This is a genomic window from Paraburkholderia sp. 22098, from assembly GCF_052045935.1.
Lineage (GTDB): Bacteria > Pseudomonadota > Gammaproteobacteria > Burkholderiales > Burkholderiaceae > Paraburkholderia > Paraburkholderia caledonica.
This window is the reverse complement of record NZ_JBQEPV010000019.1, coordinates 18438-39674: the sequence shown is the minus strand read 5'-3', so window position 1 is coordinate 39674 and position 21237 is coordinate 18438. Positions and strand designations below refer to the sequence as shown.

Sequence of the window (21237 nt, the reverse complement as noted above, 5' to 3'; positions counted from 1 at the left end):
ACCATGCTTTTGTGCTGCTTGGTCGATGCGAGTTCACTGGCCCCGTAACAACGAGAGTCAGCATGCGTTCGTTGACACGCCGCCGTCGCGCACGCCTGGTCCGCGCCGCAAAGCTGCCAGAACCTGCGGCGGAATCGCGGCGGGGCGCAGCGCTGTACGCTCGACGCAACCGACCCGGATCGAGCCGGTAGCAAGCAACGTGCCGTCGCGCCACGCTTCTTGCGCGAAGTCGACGGAAGCTCTGCCGAGCCGCTCGATCCGGCTCACCACTTTGACGACGTCGTCGAGACGCGCGGGCGCCCGATAGTCGACTGCGGTGCTGCGGACGATAAAGATCGCGCCCGTTTCATCGGCGAGCCGGTTCTGGTCGATGCCGCACGCGCGCAGCCATTCGGTGCGCGCCCGTTCAAAGAACTTCAGGTAATTCGCGTAAAACACGATGCCGCCGGCGTCGGTATCTTCGTAGTACACGCGGATGCCCCACGAATGGCCGATTTCCGTGCCTGGCTGGCTGGTCGTCATATTCATGCGGCGCATTTTACCGGATCGCACACTGCGAGGTCTGTTTCAAGATGTGCGAGCCGTCTGGCGGGCCTTTAGCCGCGATGAACGGACAAACCCGCGAACGATTGCGCCACCGGCATCAGTTCGATCGTGTTGATGTTGACGTGTGCCGGGCGCGTGGCGACCCAGTAGATCGAATCGGCGATATCTTCGGCCGTCAGCGGCTGGACGTTTTCGTAGACCTTGCCGGCCTTTTCGTCGTCGCCCCGAAAGCGTACGTTCGAAAATTCGGTGCCGCCGCACAGACCGGGTTCGATGTCCGTCACGCGAAGCGCAGTGCCTGCGAGGTCCGCGCGCAGGTTCAGGCTGAACTGGCGCACGAACGCCTTGGTGGCGCCGTAGACGTTGCCGCCCGCGTAAGGCCAGCGGCCAGCGACCGAGCCGAGGTTGAAGATATGGCCGCGGTTGCGCTCGACCATGCCGGGCAGCAGCGCGTGCGTGACCTGAACGAGGCCGGTGCAGTTCGTTTCGATCATCGTCTGCCATTCGTCGAGGCTCGCCTTCTGCGCCGGCTCGACGCCCAGTGCAAGGCCGGCGTTGTTCACGAGCACGTCGATCGCGGCGAAGTCGGCCGGCAACGCTGCTGGGACCGCTTCCACCGCCGCGCGATCGCGCACGTCCAGTTCATAGGGCAGGAGGGCGTCGCCGAGTTCGGCGGCGAGCGCATCCAGACGGTCTTTGCGGCGGGCCGTGGCGACGACGCGATGGCCCCCCTTGACGAAGGCACGAGCGATGGCGGCGCCGAATCCTGCGGACGCACCGGTGACGAACACGATCATTACAGTTCCCTGGTCGGTAGAAGACAAAGGCCCCAAGCCTACTTCCAATGCGGCGCTGCGGCAAGGATAGGCGAGCCGGATGGATTGCGCCGCAAGACGTCCGCGCACGCTTCCTGGCGGGCCTTTGCGGGACGGCTGTGCGCTGCGCTTCGCGCCCTCGGTTGCCGTCGTGCCAGTGCCTTGCGCGACGGGGGAAACCTGGTTGCCTATTCGATCCTCTTCCAATAAACTAACGCGCTCATCCCTGCGTGACTGGCGATAGAACCGATCCAACAAATCGGGTTCAAGGTGGAAAAACCCACCGTGAAGCGCAGGGTGCCGTTTTGCCGTTCGCCTGGGCAGCCGTGATCCGCGCGCATCAATCTGCGCTGACGGTGGCTGTCCTGCCTCGCGTGTGCGGCGACTCCCTCTCGCCACGTCAGGGCTGGCCCAGCCGCCAGCAGCGCCGCGTACCCTCTACGCAAGATTCGGCGCACGATCCGGTCAACCTGAACACACTCAACGGAATCCGTATGTTTGACAGAGCCCAAAGCACCATCGCCAACGTCGACCCTGAACTCTGGAAGGTGATCGAACAGGAAAACCGTCGTCAGGAAGAGCATATCGAACTGATCGCGTCGGAAAACTACACGAGCCCGGCTGTGATGGCTGCACAAGGCTCGCAACTCACGAACAAGTACGCCGAAGGGTACCCGGGCAAGCGCTACTACGGCGGTTGCGAATACGTCGACGTGGCGGAGCAGCTCGCGATCGACCGCGTGAAGCAACTGTTCGGCGCCGAGGCTGCCAACGTGCAACCGAACTCGGGCTCGCAGGCGAACCAGGGCGTGTTCTTCGCCATGCTCAAGCCGGGCGACACGATCATGGGCATGAGCCTCGCGCACGGCGGCCACCTGACTCACGGCTCGCCCGTCAACATGTCGGGCAAGTGGTTCAACGTCGTGAGCTACGGCCTGAACGAAGCCGAAGACATCGACTACGACGCCGCCGAGAAGCTCGCCCAGGAACACAAGCCGAAGTTGATCGTTGCCGGTGCGTCCGCGTTCGCGCTGCGCATCGACTTCGAACGTCTGTCGAAAATTGCGAAGTCGGTCGGCGCGTACTTCATGGTCGACATGGCGCACTACGCGGGTCTGATCGCTGCGGGCGTGTATCCGAACCCGGTGCCGCATGCAGACTTCGTCACCACCACCACGCACAAGAGCCTGCGTGGCCCGCGCGGCGGGGTGATCCTGATGAAGGCCGAATTCGAAAAGCAGATCAACTCGGCAATCTTCCCGGGCATTCAGGGCGGCCCGCTGATGCACGTGATCGCCGGCAAGGCGGTTGCGTTCAAGGAAGCGCTGTCGCCGGAATTCAAGGCTTACCAGCAACAAGTCGTTGAGAATGCCCGCGTGCTGGCCGAGACGCTCGTCAAGCGCGGTCTGCGCATCGTGTCGGGCCGTACTGAAAGCCACGTGATGCTGGTCGATCTGCGCGCGAAGAAGATTACCGGCAAGGCTGCGGAAGCCGCGCTCGGCGCCGCTCACATCACGGTCAACAAGAACGCGATTCCGAACGACCCGGAAAAGCCGTTTGTGACGAGCGGTATTCGTCTGGGCTCGCCGGCCATGACCACACGCGGTTTCGGCACCAAGGAAGCCGAGCAGGTGGGTAACCTGATCGCCGACGTGCTGGACAACCCGGAAGACACGGCCACCATCGACCGCGTGCGCGGCCAGGTCGCCGAGTTGACGCAGCGTTTCCCGGTTTACGGCTAAGCCGCCATGCATTGCCCTTTCTGCCGTCACGCCGATACGCAGGTTGTCGACTCGCGTGTCTCCGAAGACGGCGCGACGATTCGCCGGCGCCGCCGCTGCCCGGCCTGCGACAAACGTTTTACGACGTATGAGCGGGTCGAGCTGGCGTTGCCGTCGGTCGTCAAGAAAGACGGCAGCCGTACCGAATTCGATCGCCGCAAGATTGTCGCGAGCATGCAACTGGCGCTGCGCAAGCGGCCGGTTGCAGCAGACGCGATCGACGCGGCCGTCGCCCGGATCGAGTACCAACTGCTCGGCAGCGGCGAGCGCGAAGTGCGCAGCGAGCGCCTCGGCGAACTCGTAATGAACGAGTTGCGCGCGCTCGACACCATTGCCTACGTTCGTTTCGCCTCCGTTTACCGGCGCTTTGAAGACGTCTCTGAATTTGAAGACGTGATTGAAGAGTTCCGCCACGCTTCCTCTCCTCCCAAGCCGTCGCGCAAGCGCTGAGCGCCCACGTCCCTCGCGTCGCGTCCGACTATTCGTGTTGTGCCGCGTCGCTTCGAGTCTCTGCATTTCCCGCTCCCTCATCGTTCGTCGCGTGAATTCTTGCGCGCAATAGCGTCTGAATGCCACCTGGCCATTCGGCCGATTGTTGAGCCGTCCTCGAACCGCTAGATTGGCTGCATTCTTTGAAATATTCAGGGATGCAAATGAAACAGCATGCAATCGCTCCGCCGCCGTGCGGCGGATTTACGCTTGTCGAAACGCTGATCGTGGTCGCGCTGCTGGCGGTGGTCGTGTTGATGGCGACTCCATCGTTCGTAGCGTGGCAGGTGCGGGATCAGGTCGATGCCCGCGCAAAGGCGCTCGTGTCGACGCTCGGCTATGCGCGCAGCGAGGCTTTGCGTCGCGGCGCTCGCGTGACCGTATGCCGGGCAGATGCGGCGCGGCACTGCCTGGCCGCCGGGCAACCGTGCGGCACGGGCCCGACCGACTGGTCTTGCGGCTGGGCGGTACTGGCGGATCGAGGCGGCACTCTTACGTTGCTGCGCGCCCATCCCTCGCTTTCGTCGGTGAGCATTGTGGGGACCCAGACGACTCTAACGTTCACGCCGCCCGCTGGTCAGTTGATCGGCACTTTCCGCAGTTTCGACATTGCGCCGCGTGCGCCATCGAAAGCGACTCAGGGCGATAAGTGGCGGCGCTGCATTCGCATTGCTGCGGGTGGTCGGACGCGGATTGCGGAAGGTGCGTGCGGGGCGGCGTCATGAGGCGGCTCATCGAACCGTCTTTGGCGCAAGCACCATCGGAACGTTGCCGCAGCAAGTGCGGCGGCAGCTCGTTGATCGAAGTGATGCTGGCCGTCGCAGTGCTCGCGGTCACGGCACTCGGTTTGATCGCCGGGCAGTTGTGGACAGCGCGTGAGGCCCGGGCAATGTCGATGCGGGAACAGGCCGCGTGGATAGCCGATTCCGTGGCTGAGGCGATGTCTGCGCCGTCAGGCAACGAGGCGGCGCTCGCGTGGTGGAACTCGCGCGCGGCAACAGTGTTGCCGCGCGGCGACGCGTCGGTCGTCGCGACAGGTGGCGTGTCGGCGGCTCGCGTGACATGGTCGGCTTCGCAGAACTTGCCGCGCGCAAACGACGTGATCGACAAGCCCGAGCCGTGTGGCGGAGTGAGCGCGCCCGTGGGCTTCTCGTGCATCGCACTGGCGTTCGTCAAATGATGTCGCGCTTGCATCGTGCGTGCGGTCATACGTTGGTCGAGTTTGTTATTGCCGTCGCGCTGGGGCTCGTGGTGACCGCAGGGACGGTGTCGCTCTATACGACGCAGCACGCAGCCTTTGAGCACGCGAGCAACGGGCTGCGAATCCGCGAGGCCGGTTGGACGGCGCTGACCGTTGTCGGGCAGCAGTTGCAAATGGCAGGGTTCGTGCCGGCATACGCTTCGCAATACCGCGCACCGGCGCCATTGTTCGGCTGTTCCGGCGGTCAACCCGCCGGCACGGATGACAGCCGTCTGACCTGCGAGACATTGCCTGGTAAATCAGACGGCGTCGCGGTGCGATATGTCGGCGATAGCGTGTCGACGTGGCCGTCATCCACGGGACAAACAACGGACTGTCTCGGACAAGCCGTGACCAGTAGCAGTGCTGCGCTTGGCGAGCGCGGCGTGCCGGTGGTCAATCGCTTCTACGCCAAGACGAGCGGCTCGACCGGCGAGCCGGAGCTCTATTGCGAAGGCAATGGCAAGACAGGCTCTGCGCAACCGCTGGTCGAAGGCGTCGAGCGGCTGCGCATCAGGTATTGGCTGGCCGGCGCGGTGAATGCAATCGACGCGTCGGCGGTAATGCCCGACCAGTGGGCGAGCGTTGTCGCGGTCGATCTGTGTGTGCTCGTGCGGGGCGCGCCCCAAGGGCAGCGCTCGCGCTATGCGGATTGCGATGGCGTCAGCAGCATTGCGAGCGACCTGCGTCCGCGGCAAGCGTTCTGGCGACGGATCGCGCTGCGTAACTACGTGGAGGCTATTTCGTGACTGACACACCAGGCAGAACGACTTGCCGCTGCGTCGCTCATGCGCTTTGCGGCTGCTCACAGCAATTGGCGACGCTGCAGGTGGCGTCTGGTGGCAAGAGGCGCCGTGCTTCGCGCCCACGTCACGACGCGCATCGCAGCCGTTGCCGCGGCGCCGTGCTACCCATCGTTCTGCTGATTTCGGCGATGCTGTTGGCGACATCGGCGGCCTGGTTCGAAGCATCGGTCGCGGCCGCGCGTAGCGCCGTCAATGTGCGCGACTACTTGCAGGCATTCCACGCTGCGGACTCGGCCTTGAGCTTATGTGCCCGCAGCGTCGTCGCAGGCACGGGCATTGGCGCATTGGCATCGCCGTCAGTCGCCCGCGAGCCGACCCAGTGGAAAGTCGAAGCTACGTTCGAGGCCGCAGCCGCGACACCCGTCGCTCAGTGGCCCGGGGCACTGCGCGCGCCGCAATGCATGGTCGAAGGATGGAGTCTGCCGGCTCGCCCCGACGCGCGCGCGTACCTGCTGACATCGCGCGGGTTTGGCATGAATAAGGACTCGCAGGTATGGCTGCAAATGGAACTTGTTATCGATGGCGACAGGATCGAACGCCATTGGCGGCGCGTCGCCGCGCGGCCATTTTAGTGAGGCATAGATGAGAAGGGCGCACGTATCCGCATTCACCTTGCTCGAGCTGATTATCACTCTCGCGATAGTCGCGGTGCTTGCCGTCTTTGCCGTGCCGTCGTATCGCAACCACGTCGTACGAACGCATCGGGTCGACGCGGCATCGGCGCTGTTTCGGGCGGCGCAGTTCGTCGAGGGTGCAGCAAGTGACAGCATTGCCGCGCTGCCGCCGGGCCTCGATCAGGCTCCGCAATTCGGCACGGCTGTCTATCGGTTGCATGTACTGCCGGCGGACGATGCTAACGGCGGCTATTCAATTGAAGCGGCCCCGGACGAATCGGGGCCGATGCGCGATGACCCGTGTGGCGTCTTCACGCTCGACGCAACAGGGATGCGAAGTAACAAGAATGTCGCGAACGGGTCGGCACCGCCCACCGGGCAGTGTTGGGGCACTGGCTAGCAAGCGCCTCGAAGTTGGCACACGCCGCAGTGCGTTCGTTGACGGACAGGGAAGCGGGCAGTCACTGGGCGCTCAAGCAATCAGCCAACCCGGCACTTCACCTCTCGTCGCCCGAACCGCCCGAACCATACGATGCACGCGACTCACCCTTGATCTGCTGCCACACGCGGTACGCTTCCCACGCGGCAAGCGCAAGGCCACCCCATTTCAGCGCGGGTTTTGCGCCAGCAGCAACGGTCGCGCGCAGCGGCTTCGCGAGGACGAGCGAGGCGATCGAGCTGACAAGCGGATACTGTTTGAGAAGAGCGCCAATGGTCCCGGCGTTCAGGAAGTTCGCTTTAGAGCCGGTGCCCATGCGCAATCCGCCGAAACCCGGCACGATGAACTTAAGCCAGCTGAAGTGTGTGACGGCTTCGCGCAATTCGATCGTCGCCTGGGCCAATTCCATGCGCTCGACGTCCGCGCGCACGAGCAGCAATTCCTTGCGTAGCGCTCGCAAGTGCGGCGCGCTAAGGTCTCTCGCCGGCTGGCGCTTGTTGCGGAATGCGGAACTTGAATGGCTCTGGCTCATGGCGTATCGGCATTATGGAGGGCTAGGAACAGCGCACGGAACGGCACAACGAGCGGCGCAAAGAACGGCATGAAAAGAGTCGGTGCAACCGGTGCGCTTCACATACGCTGAACAACCGGTTCACGAACTTGCCAATCGACAAAAAACGTCTCGCGCTCCGTGCGCTCGCGGTGCTACGGTCTACGAAATACGTCGCGGTCTTTTTCGAATTCGGCGATGGTGGACTCGAAGACCATCGGCGCATTACGCAGACCACTACGCGCTTTTAGCGCGCAGACCAGTCCGGCAATCGCATAAACCAGTGTGATGCCGGCAAGCGCCTGCCACCGGTATGTGTCCCAGAACGCGATGGCGACCAGCGCGGTAAGAGCGATCAGGGCCATGGTGGTCAGCATCATCGCCGCAAGGCCAAGAAAGAGCACGCCCAGAAGGCGGTCTTTTTCCTCAGCCAGTTCAATGCCGACCAGTTCAAGGCGTGTTTGCAGAATGGCAGACACCGAACTGATGATGCGGCGTAACGGGCTATGTAGTTCGCGCTGCGAATGTGTGTCGGTCGTCATGGCTGTGGGCGTTGCGCGTGGTGGCCTAAGCGGCGCGTGCAAACGTGCGCGCCAAGATAAGCGGACCGGCCGGACATGCGCCGGTCCGCTTGATTCGCTGGCAAGCCGGACTTAGTTCGTCCGGCAACGTGCAATGGTGTTACTTGCGGTTGATCAGCAGACCCAGCAACACGCCGGCGCCCGCAGCAATGCCGATGGATGCCCACGGATGCTCGTGAACGTAGTCGTCGGTTGCGCGAGCAGCCTTCTTGCCTTTCTCGACCACGACGACTTGCACGTCGGCAGCTTTTTCCCGGGCTTGCTTCAGACGGGACAGCGCCGTTTCGCGCAGTTCCGAAGCGCGCTCGCCCGTTGCGCTTGCGGCCTGTTTCAGCAGGTCTTCCGCGTCCGCGAGGACGGTTTTGATATCCGACATCAATCTCTCCTTGTTGACTTCCGACATTGACAGCTCCCCTTTTCGTTCTCACGCCACGCGTGAATCCTAACCAAAGAAACGGCGGCTGGCGAGCGCACTGCCCGGTCTGCGGAGCCGAACGCACGAACCGTTCCCGGCGAGGCTAAACACTTCCAGACAACATCTGCATGACTCTCACAGATGATGTTAGTGCATGATTGAGTTGATCTGTCCCGCAAAGTTTCCACTAAATCGGCGAAAATTACAAAAAGGCATAAAGTAGTGAGCCGATGTTCGTTCGTCATGTACGGTCGCTGCCGTATGCTTTATCTTTGCCAAGCGCTGCGGGCAAATGCTCGCGCTGGTGTCCGAATACTTAAGGAGATGCACATGAGTCTACGTCTTGGCGATACCGCACCGGATTTCGAGCAGGAATCCAGTATCGGCCGCATCAAGTTTCATGAATGGCTCGGCGACAGCTGGGGCGTGCTGTTCTCGCACCCGGCCGACTTTACGCCGGTCTGCACCACGGAACTCGGCCTGACTGCCAAGCTCGCCGAGGAATTCGAGAAGCGCAACGTGAAGACCATTGCGTTGTCGGTCGACAGCGCCGAGTCGCACAAGGAGTGGATCAAGGACATCAACGAGACGCAGGCCGCCAACGTCGGGTTTCCGATTCTGGCCGATGGCGACCGCAAAGTGTCCGAGTTGTACGACATGATTCACCCGAACGCCAATGAAACGCTCACGGTTCGCTCGCTGTTCATCATCGATCCGAAGAAGAAGGTGCGTCTGATCATTACGTACCCGGCAAGCACGGGGCGCAACTTCGACGAAGTGCTGCGCGTAATCGATTCGCTTCAGCTCACCGACAGCCACTCGGTTGCAACGCCCGGCAACTGGAAGCAGGGCGACGACGTCGTGATCGTGCCGTCGCTGAAGGACGAAGAGGTGATCAAACAGAAATTCCCGAAAGGCTACAAGGCGCTGCGTCCGTATCTGCGCATGACGCCGCAGCCGAACAAGTAAGCGCGGGCTCGGCGCAAGGCCAGAGGCGTTCGGAGCAGAAAGCCCCGAGCAGAAAGCCGGAAGCCTAAAGTCGCGCCATACACGGACAAAAGGCCGGTTCATCGCGAACCGGCCTTTTACTTTTGACGCAGGAGCAAACCGCGCTGCGACAAACCTCGGTTTGCCGTCGGAAAGGCTTTAGAAAAACGCCTGGATGCCCGTTTGCGCGCGTCCGAGAATCAGCGCGTGAATGTCGTGCGTGCCTTCGTACGTGTTGACCACTTCGAGATTCACCAGATGCCGCGCGATGCCGAATTCGTCGGAGATGCCGTTCCCGCCCAGCATGTCCCGCGCGAGCCGCGCAATGTCGAGTGCCTTGCCGCATGAATTGCGTTTCATGATCGACGTGATCTCGACGGCTGCCGTGCCTTCGTCTTTCATACGACCAAGGCGCAGCACGCCTTGCAGCCCGAGCGTGATCTCCGTCTGCATATCGGCGAGTTTTTTCTGGATCAACTGGTTTGCCGCGAGCGGCCGGCCGAACTGCTTACGGTCGAGCACGTACTGACGCGCGGTGTGCCAGCAGGATTCCGCGGCGCCCAGCGCGCCCCACGCGATGCCGTAGCGGGCTGAGTTCAGGCACGTGAACGGACCGCGCAGGCCGCTCACTTCCGGGAAGCGGTTTTCTTCCGGTACGAACACTTCGTCGAGCACGATCTCGCCGGTGATCGACGCGCGCAGGCCCACCTTGCTATGGATGGTCGGCGCTGAGAGTCCCTTCCAGCCCTTCTCGAGGATGAAGCCGCGAATCGCGTCCTTGCCGTTTTCCTCGAGTTTGGCCCACACCACAAAAACGTCGGCGATCGGTGAATTGGTGATCCACATTTTCGAGCCCGACAGCGAATAGCCGCCGTCGACCTTCTTTGCTCGCGTCACCATGCTGCCCGGGTCGGAGCCGTGATTAGGCTCGGTCAGTCCGAAGCAGCCGATCCATTCGCCGGTGGCGAGCTTCGGCAGGTATTTCTGCTTCTGTGCCTCGGAGCCGAACTCGTAGATCGGCACCATGACCAGCGAAGACTGGACCGACATCATTGACCGGTAGCCGGAGTCGACGCGCTCCACTTCACGCGCGATCAAGCCATACGCCACGTAGTTCAGCCCGGGACCGCCGTATTGCTCGGGAATGGTCGGACCGAGCAGGCCCAGTTCGCCCATTTCGCGGAAGATTTCGATGTCGGTCTTCTCGTGACGGAACGCTTCCAGCACGCGCGGCTGCAGCTTGTCCTGCGCATACGCCGCGGCGGCGTCGCGCACCATGCGTTCGTCTTCGGTGAGCTGCTGATCCAGCAGCAGCGGGTCTTCCCAGTGAAACTGCGCGGCCTCGGCCATGACGTATCTCCTGATTCTTTGCTTGATTCAAGCTTGACTATAGTTCCGCTATGCAGAACAATGTTTTGCAAACCACGACTGAGTGTATCACCCGATGACGCCCGCATCCACTTTGTCCGATCCGCTCGACGAGCGCAAATTCGTTGTCGCCCTCGCCCGCGGGCTCGATTTGCTGCGCGCATTCAAGCCGGGCGAAACGATGCTCGGCAATCGCGACTTCGTCGAACGCACGGGTTTGCCCAAGGCGACTGTGAACCGTCTCGCCTATACGCTGACCGTGCTCGGCTATCTTCGGCTCGATGAGGCGTTGGGAAAGTACGCGCTCGATGCAGGGGTGCTGTCGCTCGGGTTTGCGCTGCTCTCGGGCACCGACACGCTCGAACTCGCCCGCCCGCACATGCGCGGGTTTGCGCGCGAGGTGGGCGCTGCTGTTTCGCTTGGCTGCCGTGACGGCCTCGACATGATCTACCTCGACACCATACGCAGCGAAACCGCGCTCACGCTCGGCCTCGCGCCCGGCTCGAAACTGTCGATGCTGACGAGTTCCATGGGTCGCGCATATCTCGCTGTGCAACCTGTCGACGTGCGCGCCGCGTTGCTTGCGGAACTCAGGAAAGCGGCGGGGAAGGGCGGTGCGGCGCTGGTGGCCGACGCTGTGAAGGAAATCGCCGCGTTCGAAAAGGAGCGTTGCTGCTATTCGTTCCGCGCCTGGAACGACGACGTCAACGCGGTTGCCGTGCCGTTTCGCGAGCCGCGCGAAGGGCGCTGGCTTGTGCTCAGTTGCAGCGGGCCGGCTTCGTCGATGGGAGAAGACGTGTTTCGGGAGAAGGTTGCGCCGCGGCTGAAGGCGCTTGCGCGGCGCCTCGGCGACGCTGGTTGAGGACTCGTGTTCGAGCCGAGTGGCTTGCATCAAGCGCATCGACCGCATCAACCGGATCAAGCCAGGCGAACCGCCCCGAGCGGATCAAGCCAACCCGCAAATCAAGCCGCGCGGTCGTGATAATGCGCATTGAACAGTGGCCCTTGCACGAAGCGCACATCGTATTGCTGCAACGCTTCGAATTGCGGTTCGTCCATCACGCGATTGAAGATCAGCGGAATCCGCAGCCGGCTCGCGTATCCCACTAACGGCTTGACCGTCGCGTCGCGCAACGCGGTCGCCGCATCCATCTTGATGAAGTCCAGGCGAGCGGTGTCCGACACCGACAGAATTTGCCCTGCGTTGGACAGGTTGCCCGCCACCTTGAAGCCGTAGTGCTGATAGCTCTTGGTCAAATAGCCGAGAAACGTCTTATGCGCGACCGCGGCTGCCGGCAGTTCGATCACTATCCTCGACGGGTTCAACCCGAACGACGTGAGCACGCTCGAAAAGTGCCGCCCATGATCGTATTTCACGCTCTTCAGAAGCCGCTCGTGTACGCGTAGAAATAGCAGCCCGTGCCGCTGTGCGCCGAAGAAATTGACTGAGTGCAGCGCGCGCGACATGCGGTCAAGCGCGACGACTTCCTGGTCGTCGGCGATGCGGTCGAACGCGTCGAACATATCGAACGGCGCGGCGTCGAGCCGTTGCGTGACAGCCTGGAAGCCCAACTCATCGCCGAAACGGTCGACGTTTTCGACGTCCGACGACATCGATTGCGCCAGCGCATGCACGCTGATGTCGAAGATCGGTTCGTAGGCGCTCGTGAGCTCGAGGTCGTGGAACCGGGCGAGCGCAATCTCGCCGTGCGCGCCATGTCCCATCGCCAGATGTGTGCCGAGGAACGGATGCTCAGAGGCGCGGGCAACGAGGCTGGGAATGGTCGGCGGAATCATTTAGGCGAATGGGTCAGGTGAGTGGTGCGTTCGCTCGAGACTCCAGACAGAGCTCATGCGCCGCATGCTTCGATGGTAGCAGTCCGCATCGCGCGCACATGAACAAAATGCTGCTAACGATATCCGCCAGCCCTTGCCTGGCGGCGGCGCCGCGCGTTTGTTGTCCCGCTTCCAGGGTATACGTTAATTTCACTTAACGTAATTCGTTTTACCATGCGTAAATTGTCGTGCGGCTGACGAGAGCCGACTCGCGCCGTTTCGTGCGATTCGCACCGGCCCGCAGCCGCCGACATTCCAACCATTACACGCGGAGACAAATCCCATGAGCGCCAAGCCGGCACCAGCCGCCACCAACGTGATCGAAGTCGAGCGGGTGCTCGGCGAGACGCATCACCCGGCATTCCAGTTCATGCTGCTCGCGCTGTGCGGACTCTGCCTCGTGATCGACGGCTTCGACGCGCAGGCCATGGGTTACGTCGCGCCGAGCGTGATCGGCGAATGGCATGTGTCGAAGGCGGCGCTCGGCCCGGTCTTCAGCGCAAGCCTGTTCGGCATGCTGCTCGGGGCATTGGGGCTGTCGGTGCTGGCGGACCGCATCGGCCGTCGTCCGGTGCTGATCGGTGCAACGTTTTTCTTTGCGCTGTCGATGCTGGCCACGCCGTTTGTCTCGACGATTCCCGCATTGATCGCGCTGCGCTTCATCACGGGCCTCGGCCTCGGTTGCATCATGCCGAACGCAATGGCGCTGGTAGGCGAATTTTCGACGCCCGCTCATCGCGTCAAGCGCATGATGCTGGTGTCGTGCGGCTTCACGTTGGGCGCGGCGCTGGGCGGCTTCATCAGCGCTGCGCTGATTCCGGCCTACGGCTGGCGCGCGGTGTTCTGGGTCGGCGGCGCGGTGCCGCTGGTGCTGGCGGTCGCCATGCTCGTCGCGCTGCCGGAGTCGTTGCAATTTCTCGTACTGAAGGGCCGCAGCGAGCGCGCGTTGCGCTGGCTCGCGAAGTTCAATCCCAGCTTGCAGATCGATGCGAACACACGCGTCGTCGTGCGCGAGAAGGGCAATGCCGGTGCGCCGGTCGCGGAGTTGTTCCGCGCGGGGCGTGCTCCGGTCACCTTGATTCTGTGGGCGATCAGTTTCATGAACCTGATCGATCTGTACTTTCTGTCGAACTGGCTGCCGACCGTCATGCGCGATGCCGGCTATTCGCCGGGCACCGCGGTGATCGTCGGCACGGTGTTGCAGACGGGTGGCGTGGTCGGCACGTTGCTGCTCGGCTGGTTCATCGAACGCTTTGGTTTCGTGCGCGTGCTGTTCGTGTGCTTCGCGGGCGCGGCACTCGCTGTCGGCACCATCGGCAGCGTGGCGCATGCTTTGCCGTGGCTGCTAATCGTCGTGTTTGCGGGCGGCTTCTGTGTAGTCGGCGGGCAGCCGGCGGTGAACGCGCTCGCGGGCCACTTTTATCCGACCACATTGCGATCGACGGGCATCGGCTGGAGCCTCGGAATCGGGCGTATCGGCTCGGTAATCGGGCCGCTGGTCGGCGGTCAACTGATCGCGCTGAACTGGTCGAACGAATCGCTGTTCCATGCGGCTGCGCTGCCGGTGCTGTGTTCGGCGTTGCTGGTGATCGCGCTCGCCGCGGCGACGCGGCAACGCAGTCGCCCGTCCGAACCGCAAACCGCGTGAAGTGATGTCTAGGGTCAACGGAGAATCTTGCATGGATACCTCAACACGTCAGCCGAATACAGTCAGGTCGCGGCTCGAGATCGAACCCGGCTATCAGTCGGGCTTCGGCAACGAATTCGCGACCGAGGCTTTACCGGGCGCGCTGCCGGAAGGGCGCAATTCGCCACAGCGCGCGGCTTATGGTTTGTACGCCGAACAGTTGTCCGGCACCGCTTTCACCGCACCGCGCGGGCACAATCGGCGCACCTGGCTGTACCGCATTCGTCCCGCGGCAGTGCATAAGCCGTTCACGCCGCTGCCTTCGGAGCGGCTCGTCGCGAATTTCGCCGAAGTGCCGCCGACGCCGCCGAATCAGCTGCGCTGGGACGCATTGCCGATGCCAGGCGAGCCGACGGATTTCGTCGACGGCTGGATGACGATGGCGGGCAACGGCGCCGCCGAATCGATGAGCGGCTGCGCGATTCACCTGTACGCGGCGAACCGTTCAATGACGGACCGTTTCTTCTACAGTGCCGACGGCGAGTTGCTGATCGTGCCGCAGGAAGGGCGCCTTGATATCGCGACGGAACTGGGCCGGCTCGAAGTGGGGCCGTTCGAGATCGCGGTGATTCCGCGCGGCGTGCGCTTCGCGGTGAGCTTGCCGGACGGCACGGCGCGCGGCTACATCTGCGAAAACTTCGGCGCGTTGCTTCGCTTGCCGGACCTCGGGCCAATCGGCTCGAACGGCCTTGCCAATCCGCGCGACTTCCTCACGCCGCATGCGGCTTACGAGGACCGCGAAGGCGACTTCGAACTCGTCGCGAAGATGGACGGCAATCTGTGGCGCGCGGACATCGGACATTCGCCGCTCGACGTGGTCGCGTGGCACGGCAATTACGCGCCGTATAAATACGACTTGCGGCGCTTCAACACCATCGGCTCGATTAGCTTCGACCATCCGGACCCGTCGATCTTTCTGGTGTTGCAATCGCAAAGCGACACGCCGGGCGTGGATTCGCTCGACTTCGTGATCTTCCCGCCGCGCTGGCTCGCCGCCGAAGACACGTTCCGCCCGCCATGGTTTCATCGCAATGTCGCGAGCGAATTCATGGGACTCGTGCACGGCGTCTACGACGCGAAGGCCGAGGGCTTCGTGCCGGGTGGCGCGAGCCTGCATAACTGCATGTCCGGCCACGGCCCGGACGCGGATACATTCGAGAAAGCTTCGCACAGCGATACGTCAAAGCCGGTCAAGGTCGGCGACACCATGGCGTTCATGTTCGAAACCAGGACGCTGATCAAGCCGACCCGTTTTGCGCTCGAAACCGCGCAACTTCAGGCGCACTACTACGAGTGCTGGCAAGGTCTTAAGAAACACTTCAACCCGGAGCAACGATGAGCGCATTGAGCGATCTTCAGGCGACGCTCGATCCGTCACGCAAAAGTTGGGTGCAGTCGGCCAACGAACCGAGCAACGATTTTTCGATTCAGAACTTGCCGTTCGGCATTTTCAGCGATAGCAAAAACGACACGCCGCGCGTGGGCGTTGCGATTGGCGATGAGATTGTCGATCTGGCGGCGCTGGAGGCGGCGGGCTTGCTCACGGTGCCCTCAAAGGCAGGCGTTTTCGCGCGCGATACCTTGAACGACTTCATCGCGCTCGGCCGCGACGCATGGCGCAGCGTGCGCATCCAGTTGAGTAATCTGCTTTCGCGCGACACCGCGACTTTGCGCGACGACGCTGCATTGCGCGCGAAGGCGCTGGTGCGTCAGGCCGACGCGCGGCTCCATCTGCCCGTGCAAATTCCCGGCTACACGGATTTCTATTCGTCGAAGGAGCACGCAACGAATGTCGGCTCCATGTTCCGCAATCCGAAGGATGCGCTGCTGCCGAACTGGTCCGAGATGCCGATTGGCTACAACGGACGCGCGTCGTCGGTCGTGGTGAGCGGCACGCCGGTGCGCCGGCCGAACGGTCAATTGAAGTTGCCCGATCAGGAGCGTCCCGTGTTCGGCGCGTGCCGTAAGCTGGACATCGAGCTGGAGACCGGCTTCGTGATCGGCGGCGGCAACGCATTGGGCGAGCCGATCGCCTGTACCGATGCCGAAGCGCATATCTTCGGCATGGTGCTGTTGAACGACTGGAGCGCGCGCGACATCCAGCAATGGGAATACGTGCCGCTCGGCCCGTTCAATTCAAAATCATTCACGACCACCATTTCGCCGTGGATCGTCACGCTGGATGCGCTCGAGCCTTTCCGCGTCGCACAGCCCGTGCAGGAGCCGCAACCGCTTGCGTATCTGCGGCACGACGGCGAGCATGCATTCGACATAGCGCTGGAAGTGACGCTACGTCCGCAAGGCGCGAAACAGGCCACGACCATTGCGCGAACCAACTTCAAGTACATGTACTGGACGATGGCTCAGCAACTCGCGCATCACACGGTGGGGGGTTGCAACACGCGAGTGGGCGACCTGATGGGCTCGGGCACGATCAGCGGGCCGACGGAAGACTCGTACGGCAGCCTGCTCGAACTCACGTGGAACGGCAAGAAGCCGCTGGAATTGAAAGAGGGCGGCACGCGCAGCTTTATCGAAGACGGCGACGAGTTGACGCTCTCGGGTTGGTGCCAGGCGGACGGTTATCGCGTGGGCTTTGGAACGTGCGTCGGCCAGATTCTGCCGGCGAAGGCCTGAGGAAGAAACGGCCGCGCTCGCGCGATGCGCGCCGGCATGAACCGGCGCGAGCCCGCGCAGGCGGCTGTCAACCCGCCATCGCCATCCGCTGCGCGCGCCGGTCGATGGACACCGACCACAGCGTGAGCACGAGCGCCCCGATCGAGGTCGCGACGCCGACCCACGGCAGCGTAGTCAACGGCGCGCCCGCGCCGATCGCCATGCCGCCGAGCCATGCGCCAGTTGCGTTGCCGAGGTTGAATGCGCCCTGGTTCAACGTCGACGCAAGATTCGGCGCATCGCTCGCCCGATTGACGATCAGCATCTGCAATGGCGGCACGATTGCAAATGCCAGAACACCCCAAACGAAAACGGTGATCATTGCCGGAATTTCGGCATGCATGGTGCCGGCAAGGATCGCGAGAATCACGACGATGGCGAGCAGAAAGGCCACCAGCGACGGCATCAGGCGCCAGTCGGCGAGCTTGCCGCCAAGCGTGCTGCCGACCGTCAGGCCGAGCCCGAACAGCAGCAGCACGAGTGTGACGGCGTGCGGCGTGAAGCCGGTCACGTCTTCGAGAATCGGCGTGATGTACGTGAACGTGGAGAAGAGGCTCGCTGAAGCGAGCACGCTGATGCCGAGCACCATCAGCACCTGCGGATTTTTCAGCACGCTGAATTCGCGCACGAGGCTCGCCTTCTGCATCTCGATCTGCGCCGGCAGGCACACGGCGAGCGCGGCAGCTGCGGCAATGCCGATGGCCGTCACGGCCCAGAAGGTCGCGCGCCAGCCGACCGCCTGGCCGAGCGCGGTGCCGAGCGGCACGCCGAGCACATTCGCGAGCGTGAGGCCGGTGAACATCAGCGCGATGGCCTGCGCGCGGCGGTTCGGCGCGACGAGACCCGCGGCGACCACCGAGCCGATGCCGAAGAATGCGCCATGGCAGAACGCCGTGACGATCCGCGCGGCCATCAACACCGCATAGCCCGGCGCCAACGCGCACAGCAGATTGCCGACGATGAATACGCCGATCAGGCTCATCAGCGCTTTCTTGCGCGGCATGTTGGCGACCGCGATTGCCACGATCGGCGCGCCGATGGTCACGCCAAGCGCGTATGCCGAGACCAGCATGCCCGCTGCCGGGATCGAGACAGACAGATCGCGGGCGACGTTGGGCAACAGCCCCATGATGACAAATTCGGTGGTGCCGATGCCAAAGGCGGCAACGGCGAGAGCAAGCAGGGGCAAAGGCATGGCAGCAGACTGTGGATCGGCGCGGCGCGAAGCGTCGCGCGGCCGGCGCGCGTTTTCGGGACGAGAGCGCATGCGCCGTGCGGGATGCAAAACAGTCAGGGATTCTACCTAAGTCAAAACGATAGTGCTGAGCGCCGATGCGAACGTTGTTTTTCGCTGAACACCGCGCGACGTTACGCCGCTTGAGTGTGTACGACCCGCGGTGCCGATAGCTGCAGCCACTCCTTTTCCGCGCCCCGCTAGTTGCTTCCTTCATGCGAGTCCGGCGTCTCGCCGTGACGTCCAGCGCCTTTTGCAAAACTCGCGGCACCGGCGATACCTTCGTCGAATACAGCCCGATATCCGCCGGCGCCTTCGCGCTGGAGTGCCTCGGCCAGGTCGCCGAGCATGCTGTTTTCGAGCACCGAAAGGCGGTCAGCCAGTAGCGCCGCCTGCGGGAATGCTGCGAGATCCGCGGCCAGTTGCTCTGCCGCGACGCGCGCCTCGCCCCTTGCAACCACACGGTTGACGAGGCCGAAACCGAGCGCTTCCTGGGCGCTCACCGCACGTCCCGTCAGAATCAGATCGAGCGCGCGCGACATGCCGATCAGCCGCGGCATGCGGATTGTGCCGCCGTCGATCAACGGAATGCCGACGCGCCGGCAGAACACGCCGAGCACCGCATCGTCTTCCGCGACACGCAGGTCGCACATCGCAGCCAGTTCCAGGCCTCCCGCCACCGCATAGCCCGCGATGGCCGCTATGACCGGCTTCGTGAAGCTCGTGCGCGTCGGTCCCATTGGCCCAGGTCCGCTGCCGTCTGCGTGTATTTCGTTGCGCAAGGTCTCGTCGGGCAGCGCGCTCAGATCCGCGCCCGCGCAAAAGGTGCCGCCTGCGCCGAACAACACCACGGCGCGCCACCCCGGTTCCGCCTCGAAGCATTGGAACGCGGCGCTCAAAGCGTCGGCGACAGCGCGGTCGACAGCATTCCGCCGCTCGGGGCGCTCAAGCACGATGGTTGCTACGCCGTTATCCTGGTTAGCCTCTATGCGCACATATCGATTGAAATTCAGGGTGTCTTTCATCGTTGTGTCCTTGAAGGTCCGCGTTCGCCCGTCAGTTCGGGCGTTTGTGCCGCGCTCGTCGGCACTCATGCAGAGCAGTTAATACCGTGGCTTGACATGCTTCTTTCACAATCGACTCGTAGCGTTAGCGCTCTCTTAACGCGCTGGCGAATCTTCGCCGGCTCTTCGAGCCTGCCTTTGCCTCTAATCAATTCATCGTCCGGAGCTGCGCCGGCCTGCGCTGAGACGGTCTGGATCGTGCCGCTGCATCAACATTCATGGTACGACCATGTGCGCCTGAAACGCGTGTTCGTCGCCGACGGCACCCGGCATCAGGTCGTGCTGGTCGACGTGCGCAAGCTGCTCGCCTGCGCCGATCGCGACAACACCGACTACGTTCTGAAGCCTATCGCCGAATGGCATGCGGGCAAGGTGCGGGGCATTCGCGAATTTCTCGATCCGGACAATCCTCGTATTCCGCAGATGCCCTACGTGACGATTTGCACGCGCCGCGCACCGGGTCTACTGGGTTGGTTCGGTTTCGAGCGCGAGGGTGTGGTGGCGTTTCGCAATGGCCAGCATCGCGCGCGTTATCTTGCCGACGCCGGCGCACGCTGGTTTCCGGTGGAAGTGCACGAGCGCGAGGCGGCCTTGCTGCGTGAGATGTGCGGTGCGCCGGACGACGCCCGCACCGCGATCCGCCCCGTTTCGCTGAAGGTCGGCGGCGTCTAGCCTGCTGTGCCCGCTGCGCTCGTTGTGCCCGTTGCAGAGACCGTGTTGCAAGGCACACCCGTTTGCCAGGCGGCGACGTTATCGAGCGTGGTCTGCGCGATCTCGTTCATCGCCTCGCGTGTGAAAAACGCCTGGTGCGCGGTCACGATGACGTTCGGGAACATCAGCAGACGCGCGAGCACGTCGTCTTGCAGCGGGAGATTCGAATGGTCTTCGAAGAAGAGTCCGCCTTCTTCCTCGTAGACGTCGAGCCCCAGATGGCCAAGCTGGCCGTCCTTCAGTGCACCGACCAGCGCATTGCTCTCGACGAGTCCGCCGCGGCCCGTGTTGATCAGCATAGCGCCGCGCTTCATTTTGGCCAGCGCGGCGGCGTCGATCAGATGGTAGGTCGACGGCACCAACGGACAGTGCAAACTCACGATGTCCGATTCAGCCAGAAGCGTGTCGAGCGCGACATAGCGCGCGCCGAGCGCGAGCAGGTCGCTCGCGGGCGTGCCGGGATCGTGCGCGAGAACACGCATGCCGAAGCCCGCCATGATGCGGCCGAACACGCGGCCGATCATGCCGGTGCCTATCACGCCCACCGTCTTGCCGTGTAAATCGAAACCGAGCAGCCCATGCAGCGAGAAGTCGCCTTCCCGTGTACGGGCGACGGCGCGCGGAATGCGCCGGTTCAGCGCGAGGATCAGGCCCACTGCGTGCTCGGCCACCGCGTGCGGCGAATAGGCCGGCACCCGGGCGACCGCCATGTCGAGACGTTCGGCCGTTGCGAGGTCCACGTGGTTGAAGCCCGCCGAACGCAAGGCAATCATCCGCGTGCCGCCTGCATATAGCCGCTCCAGCACGGCCGCGTCGACCAGGTCGTTGACGAACGGGCACACCACCTCGTAGCCCTGCGCCAGCACAGCAGTTTCGCTGTCCAGATGCGACTCCTGGAAATGCAGTTCATAGCCATGGCGGCTGTTCGCTCCAGCGAAAGTTTCGATGTCGTATTGGCGGCTGCTGAAGAGAATGATGCGCATCGCGTATCCCCATGAACGTTTCGCGGCGCTCGCGAATTCCCGGCTAATGCCGACGAGTCAAGTCTGCCTGGAGCGAATGAGTATAAGGGAGCTATCGCAATAAGCAATGCGCTAAAGCGAATGCGGATGGAGCTTGTTTAGGTCCGCGCTCTGTGAAGTCAAGTGTTCATGGCAAAAAAATAGCATTGACAGGGATACTAAACTTTCATAATTTAAAAAAGCTCGTGAATCACCGCTCCATTCATGAGTAAAGGCATTTCGTGCAAACCGCACTTGCGGCGTTTCACCCTGCCGGGCGCATCTAGCGAAGTCCGGTCAGCAATGTTTTCCGTTTAATGACGCAGTAGTCAACGCGGCATTCGTGATTGCTGCGCGCTATCTTTGCGCCATATGACGCCATTCCATCTTTTCCGTG

General features: G+C 62.9%; 23 protein-coding genes and 1 riboswitch. Of the genes, 13 read left to right on the top strand and 10 right to left on the bottom strand.

The window, feature by feature from the left end; all coding sequences use genetic code 11:
- Positions 1–57: 57 nt before the first annotated feature.
- Positions 58–537: a tol-pal system-associated acyl-CoA thioesterase gene (gene ybgC, locus ACTJLB_RS28985; RefSeq protein WP_020069730.1), complete on the bottom strand. Its 480-nt coding sequence runs from the start codon at positions 535–537 to the stop codon at positions 58–60.
- A gap of 59 nt (positions 538–596) precedes the next feature.
- The gene (ydfG, locus tag ACTJLB_RS28980; protein ID WP_440785344.1) at positions 597–1343 is read right to left on the bottom strand and encodes a bifunctional NADP-dependent 3-hydroxy acid dehydrogenase/3-hydroxypropionate dehydrogenase YdfG; all 747 of its coding nucleotides are present in this window, start codon (positions 1341–1343) and stop codon (positions 597–599) included.
- A gap of 238 nt (positions 1344–1581) precedes the next feature.
- Positions 1582–1690: riboswitch (ZMP/ZTP riboswitch) on the top strand.
- 165 nt (positions 1691–1855) lie between these two features.
- On the opposite strand from ydfG, the gene glyA reads away from it, so the two are divergent.
- From glyA to ACTJLB_RS28945, 7 genes are all read left to right on the top strand, one after another.
- A complete protein-coding gene (gene glyA, locus ACTJLB_RS28975; protein ID WP_020069732.1) occupies positions 1856–3103 on the top strand; it encodes a serine hydroxymethyltransferase in 1248 nt (415 codons plus the stop codon).
- A 6-nt stretch (positions 3104–3109) separates the two neighbouring features.
- Entirely contained in the window at positions 3110–3592 is a 483-nt protein-coding gene (gene nrdR / locus ACTJLB_RS28970) for a transcriptional regulator NrdR (protein ID WP_020069733.1), read from the top strand.
- Between the two features lie 203 nt (positions 3593–3795).
- On the top strand, positions 3796–4356 hold the full coding sequence (locus ACTJLB_RS28965) for a GspH/FimT family pseudopilin (RefSeq protein WP_440785303.1): 561 nt from the start codon (positions 3796–3798) through the stop codon (positions 4354–4356).
- The gene (locus ACTJLB_RS28960) at positions 4353–4811 is read left to right on the top strand and encodes a type IV pilus modification PilV family protein (RefSeq protein WP_408469997.1); all 459 of its coding nucleotides are present in this window, start codon (positions 4353–4355) and stop codon (positions 4809–4811) included. The genes ACTJLB_RS28965 and ACTJLB_RS28960 overlap by 4 nt, the downstream gene beginning before the upstream one ends.
- A complete protein-coding gene (locus tag ACTJLB_RS28955; RefSeq protein WP_440785343.1) occupies positions 4811–5620 on the top strand; it encodes a PilW family protein in 810 nt (269 codons plus the stop codon). Before ACTJLB_RS28960 ends, ACTJLB_RS28955 begins: the two co-directional genes overlap by 1 nt.
- Positions 5621–5775: 155 nt before the next feature.
- Positions 5776–6249, top strand: coding sequence for a pilus assembly PilX family protein (locus tag ACTJLB_RS28950; protein WP_440785301.1), 474 nt, complete (start codon positions 5776–5778; stop codon positions 6247–6249).
- A 10-nt stretch (positions 6250–6259) separates the two neighbouring features.
- On the top strand, positions 6260–6691 hold the full coding sequence (locus ACTJLB_RS28945; RefSeq protein WP_131317751.1) for a type IV pilin protein: 432 nt from the start codon (positions 6260–6262) through the stop codon (positions 6689–6691).
- Positions 6692–6788: 97 nt separating this feature from the next.
- Here the strand turns inward: ACTJLB_RS28945 and ACTJLB_RS28940 are convergent, their stop codons facing one another.
- From ACTJLB_RS28940 to ACTJLB_RS28930, 3 genes are all read right to left on the bottom strand, one after another.
- On the bottom strand, positions 6789–7262 hold the full coding sequence (locus tag ACTJLB_RS28940; protein ID WP_087751560.1) for a DUF3318 domain-containing protein: 474 nt from the start codon (positions 7260–7262) through the stop codon (positions 6789–6791).
- A 173-nt stretch (positions 7263–7435) separates the two neighbouring features.
- Positions 7436–7822: a phage holin family protein gene (locus ACTJLB_RS28935; RefSeq protein ID WP_087751559.1), complete on the bottom strand. Its 387-nt coding sequence runs from the start codon at positions 7820–7822 to the stop codon at positions 7436–7438.
- A gap of 139 nt (positions 7823–7961) precedes the next feature.
- Positions 7962–8264: a DUF883 family protein gene (locus ACTJLB_RS28930; RefSeq protein ID WP_006047848.1), complete on the bottom strand. Its 303-nt coding sequence runs from the start codon at positions 8262–8264 to the stop codon at positions 7962–7964.
- Between the two features lie 342 nt (positions 8265–8606).
- Here ACTJLB_RS28930 and ACTJLB_RS28925 point away from each other — a divergent pair, with 342 nt between their 5' ends.
- Positions 8607–9245: a peroxiredoxin gene (locus ACTJLB_RS28925; RefSeq protein ID WP_020069742.1), complete on the top strand. Its 639-nt coding sequence runs from the start codon at positions 8607–8609 to the stop codon at positions 9243–9245.
- A 177-nt stretch (positions 9246–9422) separates the two neighbouring features.
- Here the strand turns inward: ACTJLB_RS28925 and ACTJLB_RS28920 are convergent, their stop codons facing one another.
- A complete protein-coding gene (locus tag ACTJLB_RS28920) occupies positions 9423–10613 on the bottom strand; it encodes an acyl-CoA dehydrogenase (protein WP_006047845.1) in 1191 nt (396 codons plus the stop codon).
- A 94-nt stretch (positions 10614–10707) separates the two neighbouring features.
- Here ACTJLB_RS28920 and ACTJLB_RS28915 point away from each other — a divergent pair, with 94 nt between their 5' ends.
- Positions 10708–11493, top strand: coding sequence for an IclR family transcriptional regulator (locus tag ACTJLB_RS28915; RefSeq protein ID WP_440785299.1), 786 nt, complete (start codon positions 10708–10710; stop codon positions 11491–11493).
- A gap of 101 nt (positions 11494–11594) precedes the next feature.
- On the opposite strand, the gene ACTJLB_RS28910 is transcribed toward ACTJLB_RS28915, so the two are convergent.
- Positions 11595–12428: an EAL domain-containing protein gene (locus ACTJLB_RS28910; protein ID WP_020069744.1), complete on the bottom strand. Its 834-nt coding sequence runs from the start codon at positions 12426–12428 to the stop codon at positions 11595–11597.
- Between the two features lie 322 nt (positions 12429–12750).
- Here ACTJLB_RS28910 and ACTJLB_RS28905 point away from each other — a divergent pair, with 322 nt between their 5' ends.
- The 3 genes from ACTJLB_RS28905 to fahA are packed head-to-tail and all read left to right on the top strand — an operon-like array spanning position 12751 to position 16791.
- Entirely contained in the window at positions 12751–14115 is a 1365-nt protein-coding gene (locus tag ACTJLB_RS28905) for an MFS transporter (protein WP_440785298.1), read from the top strand.
- 31 nt (positions 14116–14146) lie between these two features.
- A complete protein-coding gene (gene hmgA, locus ACTJLB_RS28900) occupies positions 14147–15493 on the top strand; it encodes a homogentisate 1,2-dioxygenase (protein ID WP_440785297.1) in 1347 nt (448 codons plus the stop codon).
- Positions 15490–16791: a fumarylacetoacetase gene (fahA, locus tag ACTJLB_RS28895; RefSeq protein ID WP_440785296.1), complete on the top strand. Its 1302-nt coding sequence runs from the start codon at positions 15490–15492 to the stop codon at positions 16789–16791. The genes hmgA and fahA overlap by 4 nt, the downstream gene beginning before the upstream one ends.
- A 67-nt stretch (positions 16792–16858) precedes the next feature.
- On the opposite strand, the gene ACTJLB_RS28890 is transcribed toward fahA, so the two are convergent.
- Positions 16859–18025 (bottom strand): MFS transporter, encoded by a 1167-nt coding sequence (locus ACTJLB_RS28890; protein ID WP_440785295.1) that lies wholly within the window; start codon positions 18023–18025, stop codon positions 16859–16861.
- Positions 18026–18264: 239 nt separating this feature from the next.
- Complete coding sequence (locus ACTJLB_RS28885) at positions 18265–19089, bottom strand: crotonase/enoyl-CoA hydratase family protein (RefSeq protein ID WP_440785294.1); 825 nt, start codon at positions 19087–19089, stop codon at positions 18265–18267.
- Between the two features lie 96 nt (positions 19090–19185).
- Here ACTJLB_RS28885 and ACTJLB_RS28880 point away from each other — a divergent pair, with 96 nt between their 5' ends.
- Positions 19186–19800, top strand: a complete 615-nt coding sequence (locus ACTJLB_RS28880; protein WP_440785293.1) for a plasmid fertility inhibition factor family protein — start codon at positions 19186–19188, stop codon at positions 19798–19800.
- Here the strand turns inward: ACTJLB_RS28880 and ACTJLB_RS28875 are convergent.
- Positions 19797–20822 (bottom strand): 2-hydroxyacid dehydrogenase, encoded by a 1026-nt coding sequence (locus ACTJLB_RS28875; protein ID WP_440785292.1) that lies wholly within the window; start codon positions 20820–20822, stop codon positions 19797–19799. The two genes, ACTJLB_RS28880 and ACTJLB_RS28875, sit on opposite strands and share 4 nt — an antisense overlap.
- Between the last annotated feature and the right edge of the window lie 415 nt (positions 20823–21237).

Coding starts and splice junctions, on each gene's coding strand:
- ydfG (WP_440785344.1), bottom strand. CDS start 1,343: ATGATCGTGTTCGTCACCGGTGCGTCCGCAGGATTCGGCGCCGCCATC.
- ACTJLB_RS28935 (WP_087751559.1), bottom strand. CDS start 7,822: ATGACGACCGACACACATTCGCAGCGCGAACTACATAGCCCGTTACGC.
- hmgA (WP_440785297.1), top strand. CDS start 14,147: ATGGATACCTCAACACGTCAGCCGAATACAGTCAGGTCGCGGCTCGAG.
- ACTJLB_RS28905 (WP_440785298.1), top strand. CDS start 12,751: ATGAGCGCCAAGCCGGCACCAGCCGCCACCAACGTGATCGAAGTCGAG.
- nrdR (WP_020069733.1), top strand. CDS start 3,110: ATGCATTGCCCTTTCTGCCGTCACGCCGATACGCAGGTTGTCGACTCG.
- ACTJLB_RS28940 (WP_087751560.1), bottom strand. CDS start 7,262: ATGAGCCAGAGCCATTCAAGTTCCGCATTCCGCAACAAGCGCCAGCCG.
- ACTJLB_RS28915 (WP_440785299.1), top strand. CDS start 10,708: ATGACGCCCGCATCCACTTTGTCCGATCCGCTCGACGAGCGCAAATTC.
- ACTJLB_RS28930 (WP_006047848.1), bottom strand. CDS start 8,264: ATGTCGGAAGTCAACAAGGAGAGATTGATGTCGGATATCAAAACCGTC.
- ACTJLB_RS28955 (WP_440785343.1), top strand. CDS start 4,811: ATGTCGCGCTTGCATCGTGCGTGCGGTCATACGTTGGTCGAGTTTGTT.
- ybgC (WP_020069730.1), bottom strand. CDS start 537: ATGCGCCGCATGAATATGACGACCAGCCAGCCAGGCACGGAAATCGGC.
- ACTJLB_RS28945 (WP_131317751.1), top strand. CDS start 6,260: ATGAGAAGGGCGCACGTATCCGCATTCACCTTGCTCGAGCTGATTATC.
- ACTJLB_RS28875 (WP_440785292.1), bottom strand. CDS start 20,822: ATGCGCATCATTCTCTTCAGCAGCCGCCAATACGACATCGAAACTTTC.
- fahA (WP_440785296.1), top strand. CDS start 15,490: ATGAGCGCATTGAGCGATCTTCAGGCGACGCTCGATCCGTCACGCAAA.
- ACTJLB_RS28890 (WP_440785295.1), bottom strand. CDS start 18,025: ATGCCTTTGCCCCTGCTTGCTCTCGCCGTTGCCGCCTTTGGCATCGGC.
- ACTJLB_RS28960 (WP_408469997.1), top strand. CDS start 4,353: ATGAGGCGGCTCATCGAACCGTCTTTGGCGCAAGCACCATCGGAACGT.
- ACTJLB_RS28880 (WP_440785293.1), top strand. CDS start 19,186: ATGCTTCTTTCACAATCGACTCGTAGCGTTAGCGCTCTCTTAACGCGC.
- ACTJLB_RS28910 (WP_020069744.1), bottom strand. CDS start 12,428: ATGATTCCGCCGACCATTCCCAGCCTCGTTGCCCGCGCCTCTGAGCAT.
- ACTJLB_RS28965 (WP_440785303.1), top strand. CDS start 3,796: ATGAAACAGCATGCAATCGCTCCGCCGCCGTGCGGCGGATTTACGCTT.
- ACTJLB_RS28925 (WP_020069742.1), top strand. CDS start 8,607: ATGAGTCTACGTCTTGGCGATACCGCACCGGATTTCGAGCAGGAATCC.
- ACTJLB_RS28885 (WP_440785294.1), bottom strand. CDS start 19,089: ATGAAAGACACCCTGAATTTCAATCGATATGTGCGCATAGAGGCTAAC.
- ACTJLB_RS28920 (WP_006047845.1), bottom strand. CDS start 10,613: ATGGCCGAGGCCGCGCAGTTTCACTGGGAAGACCCGCTGCTGCTGGAT.
- glyA (WP_020069732.1), top strand. CDS start 1,856: ATGTTTGACAGAGCCCAAAGCACCATCGCCAACGTCGACCCTGAACTC.